The sequence below is a fragment of the Bradyrhizobium sp. LeoA1Lang genome, assembly GCF_055413685.1.
Genome location: NZ_JBVAPG010000102.1, coordinates 16,455 through 30,230, shown reverse-complemented (window position 1 = coordinate 30,230; position 13,776 = coordinate 16,455). Strand labels below are relative to the sequence as shown.

Here is a 13,776-nt window from a genome sequence, read left to right as displayed (position 1 = left end):
CATCGCGCAGGGAAAGCCGGAATGCTTCGGTTGAACCTGTGGTCCTACCCCCGTGCTTTTTGTTGCACGGGACCCATGGGTGCAACCGGCACCCGGCTTTCCCTGCGCCCTCTGTTCGATGAGAGGGCGGAAAGTAACGCAAACCTCGGACGCAGAGCGCCGCGAGAACGCGAACTCACATCCCCACGCTGTTTGAAAGTTGAATCAGAACTCATCCCCGTCATTGCGAGCGCAGCGAAGCAATCCATCGCGCCACTTGCGGAGAAATGGATTGCTTCGCTGCGCTCTACCCATCCTACCCACCATCTTGCACGCATCCATGATGGCGCGTCGCGAACTATCTCGCAGGACAAGCCGCGCCGCTCTTCGCCCATGCTTCGACGAGCGCGCCCGCCTGTTTTTGCGTGCCCGGCGCGGGGGAGCGGCCGAAGCCAGGCTGCCACGCCCAGCCGACCAGCGTATCCTCGCCAATGTGGTGGATCAGCTCTTCGACCTTGCGGCCGCCATTGCGGGCCGGGTCCTTGATCTGGGCACAGATCTCGGCGAGCGACTTGCCTTCCCAACCCATCTCCCGCGGCGCGAGGTGCCATTCCGAGTGGCCCGGTATGCGGCCGGGCTCGAAATTGGCGTTGCCGTGACAGGCGGAGCACCGCATCGCCGCCAGCCCGTGGCCGTCGGCGCCGCGGGTGACCGGTGGCTGATGCGGCCGGCCCTCGTCGCCCTGGCGCGGGCGGTCGCCGGCGGGATGGCAGTTCACGCAGCGCGGATGCGTCAGCACCTTGCCGAGTTCGGTGAACATCGCCGCCGATCGCGCGTCGCTGTCGGCGATCCCGGCAAAGCTGTCAGGCGAAGCCAGGCCATGTGATGCGGTCTGCGAGGCCGCATAACCCGTGACCATGCTCAGGCCGAGCGCCGCCACCGCAACGACAATCCGAAAGCGCGTTTCCGATGTCATGGTCAGGCCAGATAACGCTGGGGATCGGCGAGGATCACGTCGCGGACGGCCTCATGATATTTGACGTAGCCGGTGCAGCGGCAGATATGTCCGTCAAGCGCTTCTTCGATGGTCTTCTCGAGCTCGGTTCGCGCCACCGGCTTCTTCGCGAGACGTTCCAGGAGGACCTGCGCTTCGTTCAGAAAGCCGGCGGTGCAGTAGCCGCACTGGAAGGCGAAGTGATCGATGAAGGCTTGCTGAAGTGCGGTAAGCTGGCCACCTCTCGCATGACCCTCGACGGTCCGGATCGCCTTGCCGTTGAAGCTCGCGGCCGGCACGACGCAGGTCGGACTGGTGTCGCTGGTGCCATCGGGGTTGTCGACGATGATCGTGCAGCTCAGGCACTGTGCGGCGCCGCAGCCGAACTTGGTACCGGTCATGCCGAGATGTTCACGCAGGAAGTCGTTCATCGAGAGATCGTCGCGGACCTCGATCGGATCGATCGCGCGGCCATTGATCGTGATCGCAAGCCTTGTCACGCGAGGGCTCCCTTGAGCATGGCCTGGGTGACCGGCAACGAATTGAAGCGGTGGCCGGTGGCGTCGAAGATGGCGTTGAGAAGGGCAGGGACCACGGGGACCATCACGACTTCGGCCATGCCTTTCGGCGGCTCGTCCGGCGTGAGTGGCGGCAGCATCTCGATCTCGAGATCGCGCAGCGGCAGGTCCGATCCCCGCGCCACCAGATATTGCCCGAGGTTCCATTGCCCGTTGCCGGGACCGCCTTCGTGAGGCGGCAGCGATTCCAGCAGGGCGTAGCCGACGCCCATGGCAAAGCCGCCCTGCGACTGGCCGAGCACGACTTCCGGCACCAGCGGCTGGCCGCATTCGAGCACGCTGTAGGCCTTGGCGATGCGCAGCGCGCCGGTCGTGCGCTCGATCTCGACGCGAACCAGCGTGCCGCACATCGAGGCGTAGGCCGTGCCGATCCTGTTGTTGTCGGTTGGCGGAAACCACACGCTGACGCGATTGAGCGCGGTGAATTTCCCGCTGCCCCTGCGCACCGCGAGCGCATCGATCTCGGCCCGGTGCTGCTCGGCGCCGAACTGGAACCGCGCGCGCGACCAGGCCCAGCGGGAGAAGCTGTGGGTGATCGCGCCGGTCACGAGGTTGCGCGCATGCGCGGTTGCGGCAAGCGCCGGCAGTGCCAGCGGCGCAAGGCCGGGCAGGATGAGCTGTCCATCCTTCCAGCGCGCTTTGGCGAAATCCCTCGCCCGCGGATCGGAGGGCGGGATGCGCCAGAGTTCGAGCGCCGCCGGCCACAGGCATAGCGGAAGATGACGCGCGCCGCCTCAGCGGCCGCATGGGTCCCGACATGCGCGCCGATCGAGGCGCTGGTGGCCGAACTGATCGCAGGCACCCAGCGCGGATTCCTCGCAGCCGCGTCCTGGGTCTTCTGATCCATCGTGTAGGGATCGCCTGAGGTGACGAGACCCAGCGCATCATAGGTATCGATGCGGGCCACCGACACTTCGTCGGCTGCCGCGCCAAGATGGATCGCGACGCGGTTGGCGAGCGCGGTTCCGATGCCATTGCCCATCTCGACATGATCGCAATGGATCGAGATCCTGCCGTCGGCTGCAATCTCGACACGTCCGAGCGAGCAGTCCGCGCCGGTGCCGTAATCCTTGGTGACGCAGGCGACGCCGGTGCCGACCAGGACGCCGCTGTGTGCAAGCCGCGCCTTCTCTGCGGCGCGCTGCCGCCAGATCGGATGTGTCTCGAGCTTGTCCAGGATCTCCGGCGTGCGGACCGACACGATGTACGGATTTCCCGTCATGGTCCGGCCATTCTGCTTGAGCGCATTGCGCCGCCGGAATTCGATCGGATCGAGCGGCAAGGCGGCTGCGGCCTCGTCGATCAGCACTTCGAGCGCGGACATGGTCTGTATGGTCCCGTAGCCGCGCATCGAGCCCGCGGTCACGCCGCGCGAATGCACGGCCACCGTGGTGACGTCGACCTTCGGGACGTCATAGATGCCGATCGCCGCCGTGGCGCCGACGACCGCCACGCTCGACGAGAAGTTCGCGAGGCCGCCGCCATCGAGCACGTGATCGGCCGCGAAAGCCTGGATCTTGCCGGTTGCGCGGTCGATCCCGATCCGGGATCGCATCTTGAACGGATGGCGTTTGATGCCGCCCTGGAATTGCTGATAGCGATCATGCGCGAGCCGGACCGGCCGTCCCGGAAAGAACATCGCAGCGAGCGCGACATAGAGCACGAAGGGCGTGTGGTCGCGGCCGCCGAAGCCGCCGCCGATATAGGTGAACTGCGTGTTGATGTGCGCGGGCTTGAAGGGAGGGCGGGCTTGCCCGAGCAGGTACGCGATCGACTCGGTGGCCTCATAGGGCGACTGCACGCCGAGCACGAGTTCGAGATTCCCGCCTCTATTGTCGTACCAGCCGAGGCCGCATTCCGGTTCGAGGAACATCGGGTCGACCGACTGGGTCTCGAAGGTGCGATCGAGCACCAACATTGCGGGGTTCTTCGCATCCAGTTCGGCGCGGATCTGCTCGCCATACCGCGCCGCCTTGCCATAGGGCGCCAGCGTCTCCTTGGCGAAGGAGGACCAGACCGGAAGCGTGGTGTCCTGGAGCCGCCCCGGCGTCACCCAGCCGGCCTGGATCGGCGAGTACACGTCGGGGGATTCGGGCGTCGGCCCGGCCACGCGCGTGAAGCGGAAGGCGGCGTAATTGGGAACGGAGACCGGACCGGTCTCTTCGCCTGACTTCACGAAGGTGCCGTCGCGCAGCGCCAGCCGCGCACGATCGAAGGCGTCGAACTGCTCGAAGATCAACAGCGCCACCGGCTGTCCCATATAAAGCGGCGTCTTGCCGACTGGGCAGAACAGATCGCCGGCATAGAATTCAGGGACGCGGGCGCCGATCTTCGCAAGCTCCTCGGCCGTCACCACGACCGACGGCTTCAGCGCGCCGCTGAGGCGTGCGAGGTCCATGCCGAGATAGACACGCGTCGCATCACTCGCGCGGACGAGGATCGCGTGCGACGTCGTGGCCGGCCATCCCGGCAGGTCGGCGGCGCGAAAATCGGAGGCGTAGAGCTTGGCGCCGGTGACCTTGGCGACGCCATCGATGCGACCGCGGCCATCGGCCGCCGGATTCCAGTTCTGCCGTCCGGGCAGCACCGCGCGCGCCGGATAGCCCGCCGGCTCGGCCGCCCCCAATCGTGACAGGCTGAGCGCTATCCCGCTCGCCGTGACCCACTTCACGAACTCCCTTCGCGAAGGCCGCATGCCCCTTACCCCCTCGGTCAACACTATCAGGCGTGCCCGATATCAGATCGTCGTTGCGCCCGAATCACACGCCGACACGGAAACACTATCGCAAGTCCGCGATCGATGCGGGGCCAGGACCGGGCGTGACCAGGGTCGGCCATTGCTTTGAGCCGAATGGCACGGCCGGCGGCAGAAACGTCGTCATGCCGCGCTTCTTGGTCTCGGCTGATATCGCGACACGCGCATCGCCGCCCATCAGTTCATAGTCCATCAGATGATAGTTGCCGAAGAACAGCGAACCGACCGAGCGATCCGCGATGATCCGCGTCAGCGATTCCAACATGTCCGCAGGCGTCGTTGTGAACGAGATGGTTTCGATCAGGAGCAGGCGATCATTGATGGCATCGGGACCGAAGAACTGCGCGAGCACGCTGAACAGCACGTTGTTCTGGCGCGCGACATAGATGGTGTTGCTCGCGGCATAGGTCTTGTCCCAATCGGCGCCAAGCTGGGCTTTCCAGTCCGCCAGCACGCCCATCCAGTGCGCAACTTGAGTCTCTGCCGCCCATGCAACGTTCTTGGCGAGGTACGGCGCCTGCTTCTTGCCGAAAGCCTCGAGCGTCGCAAATGGAATGGCGTCCTTGGCGAGGCATTCGTCCATGAAGGCGAGGTTGTTCTGCAGGATGGTGCGGTTGTTGTCGCGCCAGCCGGCTTCCATCGGCGTGCGGTCCAGCCCATCGAGCGCCGATTGCATGCGGCTGCGATAGGCGAGCATCGAGCCGCGCCAGGATTTGTCGCCGGGATTGTCGACATAGGGGCCGACCACTTCGGCCAAGGCCATCGTGCTGTGACCCACCGACTTCAGCAACTGGTAGACCATCGGCACCTGCGGCGCCTCCGTCGGCGCCATTCCCGGACGATAAAGGATCATCCTGCCGCCAGCGCCGGAAAACAGCGCAAGGATGACCGGGTGCTTGCTCAGGATGTTCTTCTGGAAAATCTTTGCCGCGTCGCCATACAGCTCAAACATCGCGGTGTTGAGCGCCAGCACGTCCTTGGTCGCGGTGTCGGCGGGTGTCGCGTTCGTCTTGCCGGAGATCGGCGCCATGTAGGATGGAAGGCTCTGCGCCTCGGCGCCCGCACCGCTACCGCACCACAATAGAGTCGCCACCGCCAAGCCGACGTAGCGCTTCATGCCGATTCCCCCGCCCGTGATTCGCACGATTCCTAGCCGGGGCGGCAGTATTCCGTCATTCGCGCGACGCGCAAGCGACACTTGCCATGATCAACAGCGCTGGTTGCGGGATGATTGATGCGGTCCGTAAAATAGTGCGTTCATTGAAAAGCGGCGGACTAGTCGCTTGCGCCCGCAATGTCTTGCCGTCCCGAGTTAAGCCCGGGACGACTCGCTTGTCAGGTTGTGAACCACAACTTCCTTACGCGAAGCTGATGTTCTGCTGCCGCAGCGGCACCGAGCGGATACGTTTTCCAGTCGCCGCGAAGTAGGCATTCAGCACCGCGGGCGCGGCGACGCCGATGGTCGGCTCGCCGACGCCGCCCCAGAAGCCGCCGCTCGGCATCAGGATCGTCTCCACCTTCGGCATCTCGCTGATGCGCATCGAGTTGTAGGTGTCGAAGTTGGTCTGCTCGATGCGGCCGTCCTTCACGGTGCAGCCGCCGTAGAACAGGGCGGAGAGGCCGTAGACGAAGGAGCCCGCGACCTGCCGTTCCACCTGCGCCGGATTGACGACGTAGCCGGGATCGGTGGCGGCGACGATGCGATGCACCTTGATCTTGCTGCCGTCGGTCACCGAGATCTCGGCGGCGCCGGCGACATAGCTGCCATAGCCCATCACCTGCGCGAGCCCGCGATAGACGCCCTGCGGCGGCGGCTTATCCCAGCCGATCCGCTCGGCGACCGCATTCAGCACCGCCAGATGCTTCGGATGACCCGCCATCAGTTTGCGACGGAAGGCGAGCGGATCCTGGCCGACCGCATGCGCGAGTTCGTCCATGAAGCTCTCGAGATAGATCGTGTTCGGGTTGATGTTGACGCCGCGCCAGAAGCCGGGCGGGACGTGCGGATTGCGCATCGAATGTTCGATCAACAGGTTCGGGATCGAATAGCCGATCGCCGCTTCGCCGCTGGGTGCAAGACCCTGGAAGGTCGCGGGGTCCATGCCGTTGATCATCGCCTCGGGCCGCAGCCGCGCCAGGATCGACTGGCCGGAGATCCGCATCCGGAGCGCGGTCAGGTTGTTGTCGGCATCGAAGGCGCCGACCATCCGGCATTGGGTGACCGGATGATAGAAGCCGTGCTGCATGTCCTCTTCGCGGGACCAGAGCAGCTTGATCGGCGTGCCCTGCATCTCCTTGGCGATCAAGACCGCCTGCCGCACATAATCGCTCTGGCCGCGCCGGCCGAAACCGCCGCCGAGGATCAGCTTGTGGACGTCGCATTTCTCAGGCGGAAGGCCTGAGGCTTGCACCGCGGTAGCGAAGGCAGCTTCGCCGTTCTGCGTGCCGCACCAGACATCGAGCTTGTCGCCGGTGTGGAGCGCGGTTGCGTTCATCGGCTCCATCGTCGCCTGGTTCTGGTAGGGATAGTTGTAGACCGCCTCGACCACCTTTGCGGCACGCGCGATCTCCGCCATCGCATTGCCGTTCTGGTTGCCAACGAACGCCGCCTGCGACGGCTCGAGTCCTTCGGCCAGCCATTTGCTGATCGTCTCGCTCGAGGTCTTGGCGTTCGGGCCTTCGTCCCACTCGATCGGCAGTGCATCGAGCGCGGTCTTGGCGTGCCACCAGGTGTCGGCGACGACGGCAACCCCGCTGTCGCCGACGCGCACCACCTTCTTGACGCCTTTCATGTTGGCGATCTTGGCCTCATCGAAGCTCTTCAGCTTGCCGCCGAACACCGGGCAATCCTTGATCGCGGCGTTCAACATGCCGGGCAATTTGAAGTCGACGCCGTAGACCATCGCGCCGGTGGTCTTGTCGGCGGTGTCGAGGCGCTTCAGCCCCTTGCCGGCGATCTTCCAGTCCTTGGAGTCCTTCAGCTTCACATCGGACGGCGGGCTCAGCTTTGCCGCCGCTTCCGCCACCTGGCCGTAGGTCGCGGTCCGGCCCGTCGGCAGATGGGTGATGACGCTGCTCGCGGCCGAGCATTCGGCGGCCGGCACCTTCCACTCGTTGGCGGCGGCCTGGATCAGCATCAGCCGCGCGGTGGCGCCGCCCTTGCGGACGTAATCATGTGAGCCGCGGATGCCGCGGCTGCCGCCGGTCGAGAAATCGCCCCATGGCCGGCCGCGTGCCGCGCTCTGGCCCGGTGTCGGGTATTCGGTCGTAACCTTCGACCAGTCGCATTCGAGCTCTTCGGCGACGAGCTGCGCAAGCCCGGTGAGCGAGCCCTGGCCCATCTCCGAACGTGCGATACGGATCACCACCGTATCGTCCGGGCGGATCACCACCCAGGCGTTGACTTCAGGCGAGCCATCGGCTGCCCGCGCCACCGTCGGGCCGAGCGGGAGATTGAAGCCGAGTGCGAGGCCGGCACCCGCCGCGGCGGTGCCAATCACGAACGCGCGGCGATTGAGCATGACGTGCTGATTCATGATGGCACCTCACGCGTTCGCAACAGCGTGGATCGCTTCACGCACCTGCGCGAAGGTGCCGCAGCGGCAGATATTGGTGATGGCTTCGTCGATGTCCTGGTCGGTTGGCTTCGGATTGTCCTTCAACAGCGCCGCCACCGCCATGATCATGCCGGTCTGGCAATAGCCGCATTGCGGCACGTCGTGCTCGATCCAGGCAAGCTGCACCTTGTGCAGCTTGCCATCAGCGGCAAGGCCCTCGATGGTCGTGATTTCCTTGCCATCAGCTTCGCTGACGAGCACGCCGCAGGAGCGCATCGCCACGCCGTCGACATGAACGGTGCAGGCGCCGCATTGCGCGATGCCGCAGCCATATTTGGTGCCGGTCAGTCCAATGTTTTCGCGAATCGCCCAGAGCAGCGGCGTATCCGGCTCGACATCGACTTCGATTTTCTTGCCGTTGATTGTGAGGTTAGCCATCGCAGTCCCCATTTTGATCCAGTTCCACAACTGGATCTCGCTGCGAGTGTGAACCGGGCGCTAGAACGATTCAAATCAAGAAAATGCGTAGGCGGCGAGGCAGGAACAAACCGGATGATGCGGTGTTCTTGATTTCTTGTGCCTAGAGCATTTTCGGTTCTGATTGAATCAGAGCCGAAGCTCTAGATTCTTGTTTTGACGCGTTTTCTTCACGCGAACCGGTTTCCACTTCGCTGGAAAACGCTCTAGCGCAGGATCATGCGCCCTTGGGCGCGACAGCCAGCCGCAGGAAGCTCATTGCGCTTCCGAGCACGGCAAATCCGGCGCCCAGCGCTAGCGCGTAGGTTGCGCCTTCGTGGCCGGCGATGGCAAAGCAGAAGGCCGCGAGCGCGGCGCCGATGGTTTGCCCGGTGAGGCGCGCAGTGGCGACGATGCCGCTGGCGCTGCCGCTGCGATGCGGCGGCGCGCTGCTCATCAGTGCCTTCATATTGGGCGTCTGGAAAAAGCCGAACCCGATTCCGCAGATCACCATGCGCCAGACGATATCGGGAATGCTGGGCGAGGCGGGCAGTGTCGCCAAGAGTGTCATGCCGAGGCCGAGCAGGATTAACCCGATACCGCCGAGAATGCCGACCGGGTAGCGGTCAGACAATCGGCCGCCGATCGGTGCCATGATTCCGACAACCAGAGGCCAGGGCGTCATGAAGAATCCGGTCTCGACCTGCGACCGCATCAGCACGGCTTCGAAATAGAACGGCAGCGAAACGAAGGCGAGGCCCTGGATCGCGAACGAGCAGACCGCGGTTGCCGCGGACAAGGCGAACATCGGCCGGCGGAACAGGTCGATCGGCAGCATCGGCGCCGGATGATCCCGATGCCGATGCATCAGCAGCCAGCCCAGCACAACCGCGCCGACCAACTCAACCAACACCAATACCGGCGACGTCTTGTGCGCGGCGCTGCCGATGCCGATGATGAAGAGGCCGAGGCAGCCTGAGGCCAGCACTGCGCCGGGGAAGTCGAAGGCGTGCACGGCGCGCGGCGTTGGCGGCAGCGTCTTCATCCCGATGAACAGCGCGATCAGGCCGAACGGGATATTGATCGCAAACAGCCACGGCCAGGTTCCGAACGCCAGGATGCCCGAGGCGATCGTCGGCCCGAGGGTAAAGGCAGTCGCGACGACCAGCGCGTTGTGGCCGAAGCCGCGGCCATGCATCCTGCTTGGGTAGACGTAGCGGACCAGCGCGGTGTTGACGCTCATCAGCCCGCTGGCGCCCAGCCCCTGCAGCGCTCGTGCAATGAGAAGGCTATCGAGCGACCATGCGAGCGCGCAGCCGAGCGAGGCGAGCGTAAACAACAGGAGGCCGCCGAGATAGATGCGCTCATGGCCGACGATTTCCCCGAGCGCGCCAAGCGGCAGCAAGGTCGCGACCAGTGCGATCTGGTAGACGTTGACGACCCAGACGACATCCGCCGGGCTGACCTGGAGATCGGTCGCGATCGCCGGCAGGGCGATATTGGCAATCGCTGTGTCGAGCGAAGCCATTGCGAGCGCGGTGAAGATCGCGGCAACGGCCCAGCGCCGCTTCTCCGGCGGCAAGCCGTCCATGACCGGCGCAACTGGCGCCCTCGCCACGAGCATGTCCATTGTGGTCAGATTCCCCGGAAGGGCGGGATCCCGCTCCGACCGATGTACTACGCGCGCGTGGGTTGCCACAGGCGTGCGGTTGCATGATGCGTATGCGCAATTCTGCCTTCCGGCCCCGCGTCAGCCGTGCAGGCGCGACAGATCAGGCGTTGGTGCTGAGCCCGAGCTGAGCATAGATGCGCCGGGCGTAGGCGCCGAATTCATCGGTGGTCTTGATCGGCAGCGCACGGGGCAGCGGCAATTCGATCGGAAAATATTCCGCCATCCGAGCGGGACCGGCGGTGAGCACGGCGCAATGGGAGCCCAGGAAGACGGCTTCCTGGATGCTGTGGGTGACGAAGATGATGGTCTTGCCGCTTTCGCGCCAGATCCTGAGCATCTCAAGATTCATCTGCTCGCGCGTCAGCGCGTCCAGCGCGCCGAACGGCTCGTCCATCAGGATCAGCTTTGGATCGTGGATGAAAGCGCGGGCGATTGCGGTGCGCTGCTGCATGCCACCGGAAAGCTGCTGCGGATATTTGTCCTCATAACCGGCGAGGCCGACCATCTTGAGCAGATCGCGGGCGCGCTCCCGCGCCGCCTTCATCGGCAGGCCGACGATCTCAGCCGGCAGCAGCACATTGTCGAGGATCGTGCGCCATTTCAACAGCAGCGCCTGCTGGAACACCATGCCGATATCGCGCGCCGGATCGAACGGCGTCTTTGCGTTGCCGATCTTGATCGTGCCGCCGTCGGCGCCGTGCAGGCCGGCAAGAATCTTCAGTACTGTGGTCTTGCCGCAGCCGGATGGTCCAACCAATGCCACCAGCTCGCCCTCGGCGATGTCCATGGTGACGTCGGAGACGGCAAGGAATTCGGCTCCCTTGGACCGATAGACCTTGCGGACGTTACGCAAGCTGATGAAAGGCTCGGCTGTCATGCCAGCCATTTCTGCAGGTTCGCGGCGACGAAAGCATCGTCCGAGAGATCGGCGTGCTCGCGGCAGACGCGGTCGATCTGCTCCATCTGGCCCGGGCTGAGGCCTTCGTTGGGATCGAGGCACCGGATGCCCTCCATCAAGCCCTGGCGGCGGAGGATCTCGTGACAGCCGGCGATGCAGCCATGGAAATTGTTGGCAACGTCGAAGAACGCGCTGTTGCAATCGGTGACGCGGGCATCGAGCGCGAGCAGATCGGCGGGCACTGCATCCTTGTAGCGCGCGTCCTTGCACATCTCGAACTGCCGAATCGCCGTCTGCGTCCACACCGACCAGTGGCCGAGCAGGCCGCCCTTGAAGTAAGTGCGGGTGGTGACGCCGTTCTGGCGCAGGTCGAACGGCAAGGTGAGGTCGAGCAGGATGTGATCATCATTGCCGGTATAGAGCGCGACGCGGTCGAGGGCTCCGGCCGCGGCGACGCCGCGCAGCACATCGAGGGTGCGATAGCGGTTGAACGGCGCGACCTTGATCGCGATCACATTGTCGATCGCCGCAAAACGCCGCCAGAAATCCGCGCTCAACACGACTCCGCCGACCGCCGGCTGCAGGTAGAAGCCGACCAGCGGGATTTCGCGCGCCACCGCCTGGCAATGCGCGATGAGGTCATCTTCCGACGCGGTCTTCATCGCGGCGAGGCTGAGCAGGCCGGCGTGGTAGCCGATATCGCGCGCCGTGCGCGCTTCCGAAATAGCCTGCTGCGTCGGACCGGCGAGGCCTGCGACCAGCGCCAGTGGCCGTTTCGTCCAGTTCGCTGCCGTCTCGGCGGCAAGTTCGAGCACGGGCCGATAAAGCCCGACCTCGCGGATCGCGAATTGCGTGGTGTGGACACCGACCGCAAGGCCGCCGGCGCCGGCGTCGATATAATAGCGCGTCAGTGCGCACTGATGCCTCTTGTCGAGTGCGCGATTGGCGTCAAGCGCGAGCGGGTGCGCGGGCAGCACGGTGCCGTCGGCGATCAGCTTGCGTATGTCGGATTTGATCTCGCTGTGGTGCATGGCCAATCCTATCCAAATTCTGGGCCGGCGACCGCGAAGGGAAGCTCTTCGCTTTGGGTGGTAGCGCGACCGAACCGCATGCGCTGGAACGGCCGCTCGATGTTCCAGCCGGCGCCGGTCAATCCGACGATGAATGGTTCCTGCGACGCGATCGCGTCGATCAGGAGCGGACCGGTTTCGGTTCGGCTGATCGCATCGACCAGCACCAGCGCGTCAGCAGCGTTATCCGCGAAAAGTGGTCCGATGTGGCGCGCGGTGCGGCCGTCGCGCACGAGCGCCATCGCGTCGCCGTACGACAGAATGCGCGAGTTCGTGCGCGCGGCGAATTCGGTGAGCAGGGCGTTGCGCTCAAATCCCATGGCGCGCCGGTCGCGTGCGCTGAACGTATCGATATCGAAGGCCGCCAGCATCGCGGGCGCCTCCTGCGTCGGATGTTCGAGCCGCAAGCGCCGGAACTGCAATGTCGGCGTGAAGCCGAGCGGGCCGTACACCGTGGCGCCCGCCGGCGTCGCGTCGAGCCAGGTGGTGAGCCCGCGCTGCCTTGCCGCGTCGAGACAGGCGTCGACGAGCCGGGTCGCGAGCCCGCGGCGGCGCCAGAGCTCCGTCACCAGCACCATGCTGATCCAGGCATTGCCGGCGGAATACGGCAGCAGCGCCGCGGTCGCGACCAAGTGCGTTCCGTCGCGGACGCCGAACACGATGCCGTTGGTCAGGAAGAAGCGCCAGTCGGCCTCGTTCTGGTTCCAGCGCGCTTCGGTCGACAGCGCAAGCCCGGCCGGTGCGTCGTCGACGCCGAGTTCGACGATGGCGACGGGCTCAGTATCGGCCATCGCGCACCTCATATTTGGTCGGCTTGCCGAGGCTCGGCATCGCGCGCGCCACCCAATCCGCGGTCCAGGCGATCAACTGCTCGGTGTCGACGACCGGCAGGCCAAACAGCTTGACCGCTTGCGATGTGTCGGTCAGCCACGCCGTCGGCTCTTCCTCGCCGACGATCACAGGCTCGCGGCCGAACCGCGCGCCGAACTTAGCGGCGAGATCGCTCACCGCGAGGATTTCATCGCCGCTGACATTGATCGGCGAAGTCGGCGTCGTGCAATGCGCCAGGCACCGCAACGCCTGTGAGGCGGCATCGCCCTGCCAGATGAAATTGACATGGCCGAGGCTGACGTCGATCGGCGTGCCCGAAAGCACCTTGGTCGCGATGTCGTGCAGCACGCCGTAGCGCATGTCGATCGCGTAGTTCAGGCGGAACAGGCGGCCGGGCGTCGAGAGCTTCCTGGAGAAGTACTCGAACATGCGTTCGCGCCCGACGCAGGATTGCGCGTATTCGCCGGGCGGATTCGGCGCCATGTCTTCATTGGAGCCTTTGCCGTCGACCGGCACGAACGGATAGACGCAACCGGTCGAGAACGCCACGATCCGCGAAGCAGGGAAGGCCTGCGCGACCAGTGCGGGGACATGCGCATTCATCGCCCAGGTCAGCGACAGGTCGCCCTCGGCCCCGAATTTGCGGCCGGCCATGAAGATGATGTTGGGCGCCTTTGGCAGTGTCTTGATCGCGGCCTCGTCCAGGAGGTCGCAATTGATGGTCTCGATGCCGCGCTGATCGAGCCAGTCCTTCACCGCGGGATCGCTGAAGCGGGCGACGCCGATGACGCGGCGGTCCGGTGCGGCGGCCTTGGCAAGTCCGGCCAGCGTCGGTCCCATCTTGCCGGCGACGCCGAGGATCATGATGTCGCCGTCGACCCTGCTGATATCGTCGATCAAGGCCTGGCTCGGCCGGCACAGCAAGTCGTCGAGCGCTGCGATATCCGGGATCGTCTTTGGCAAAGTCTCGCGCGTAAGCAGCATGG

At 65.0% G+C, this 13,776-nt stretch carries 10 protein-coding genes and 1 pseudogene; all 11 read right to left on the bottom strand.

Annotation, left to right across the window (positions count from 1 at the left end):
• Nucleotides 1-337: 337 nt before the first annotated feature.
• The 11 genes and pseudogenes from ACZYOF_RS28560 to ACZYOF_RS28510 all read right to left on the bottom strand — a co-directional run bounded on the left by ACZYOF_RS28560 (nt 338) and on the right by ACZYOF_RS28510 (nt 13,774).
• Complete coding sequence (locus ACZYOF_RS28560; protein ID WP_463717877.1) at nt 338-955, bottom strand: Isoquinoline 1-oxidoreductase subunit; 618 nt, start codon at nt 953-955, stop codon at nt 338-340.
• Between the two features lie 2 nt (nt 956-957).
• Entirely contained in the window at nt 958-1,473 is a 516-nt protein-coding gene (locus ACZYOF_RS28555; RefSeq protein WP_463717876.1) for a (2Fe-2S)-binding protein, read from the bottom strand.
• Nucleotides 1,470-4,246: pseudogene (locus tag ACZYOF_RS28550) on the bottom strand (xanthine dehydrogenase family protein molybdopterin-binding subunit). The gene ACZYOF_RS28555 and the pseudogene ACZYOF_RS28550 overlap by 4 nt, the downstream one beginning before the upstream one ends.
• A gap of 85 nt (nt 4,247-4,331) precedes the next feature.
• Nucleotides 4,332-5,423: a hypothetical protein gene (locus tag ACZYOF_RS28545; protein WP_282527522.1), complete on the bottom strand. Its 1,092-nt coding sequence runs from the start codon at nt 5,421-5,423 to the stop codon at nt 4,332-4,334.
• A gap of 241 nt (nt 5,424-5,664) precedes the next feature.
• Nucleotides 5,665-7,842 carry a xanthine dehydrogenase family protein molybdopterin-binding subunit gene (locus tag ACZYOF_RS28540; RefSeq protein WP_463717875.1) on the bottom strand — a complete coding sequence of 726 codons (2,178 nt, stop codon included), beginning with the start codon at nt 7,840-7,842 and terminating at the stop codon, nt 5,665-5,667.
• 9 nt (nt 7,843-7,851) lie between these two features.
• Nucleotides 7,852-8,301 carry a (2Fe-2S)-binding protein gene (locus ACZYOF_RS28535; protein WP_130580242.1) on the bottom strand — a complete coding sequence of 150 codons (450 nt, stop codon included), beginning with the start codon at nt 8,299-8,301 and terminating at the stop codon, nt 7,852-7,854.
• A gap of 256 nt (nt 8,302-8,557) precedes the next feature.
• Nucleotides 8,558-9,949, bottom strand: coding sequence for an MFS transporter (locus ACZYOF_RS28530; RefSeq protein ID WP_394565973.1), 1,392 nt, complete (start codon nt 9,947-9,949; stop codon nt 8,558-8,560).
• A gap of 142 nt (nt 9,950-10,091) precedes the next feature.
• Entirely contained in the window at nt 10,092-10,877 is a 786-nt protein-coding gene (locus ACZYOF_RS28525; RefSeq protein ID WP_463717874.1) for an ABC transporter ATP-binding protein, read from the bottom strand.
• Nucleotides 10,865-11,920, bottom strand: coding sequence for a dihydrodipicolinate synthase family protein (locus ACZYOF_RS28520; RefSeq protein ID WP_463717873.1), 1,056 nt, complete (start codon nt 11,918-11,920; stop codon nt 10,865-10,867). Before ACZYOF_RS28520 ends, ACZYOF_RS28525 begins: the two co-directional genes overlap by 13 nt.
• Nucleotides 11,921-11,928: 8 nt before the next feature.
• Nucleotides 11,929-12,750 (bottom strand): GNAT family N-acetyltransferase, encoded by an 822-nt coding sequence (locus ACZYOF_RS28515; RefSeq protein ID WP_463717872.1) that lies wholly within the window; start codon nt 12,748-12,750, stop codon nt 11,929-11,931.
• A complete protein-coding gene (locus tag ACZYOF_RS28510) occupies nt 12,737-13,774 on the bottom strand; it encodes an NAD-dependent epimerase/dehydratase family protein (RefSeq protein WP_463717871.1) in 1,038 nt (345 codons plus the stop codon). Before ACZYOF_RS28510 ends, ACZYOF_RS28515 begins: the two co-directional genes overlap by 14 nt.
• Nucleotides 13,775-13,776 lie beyond the last annotated feature (2 nt).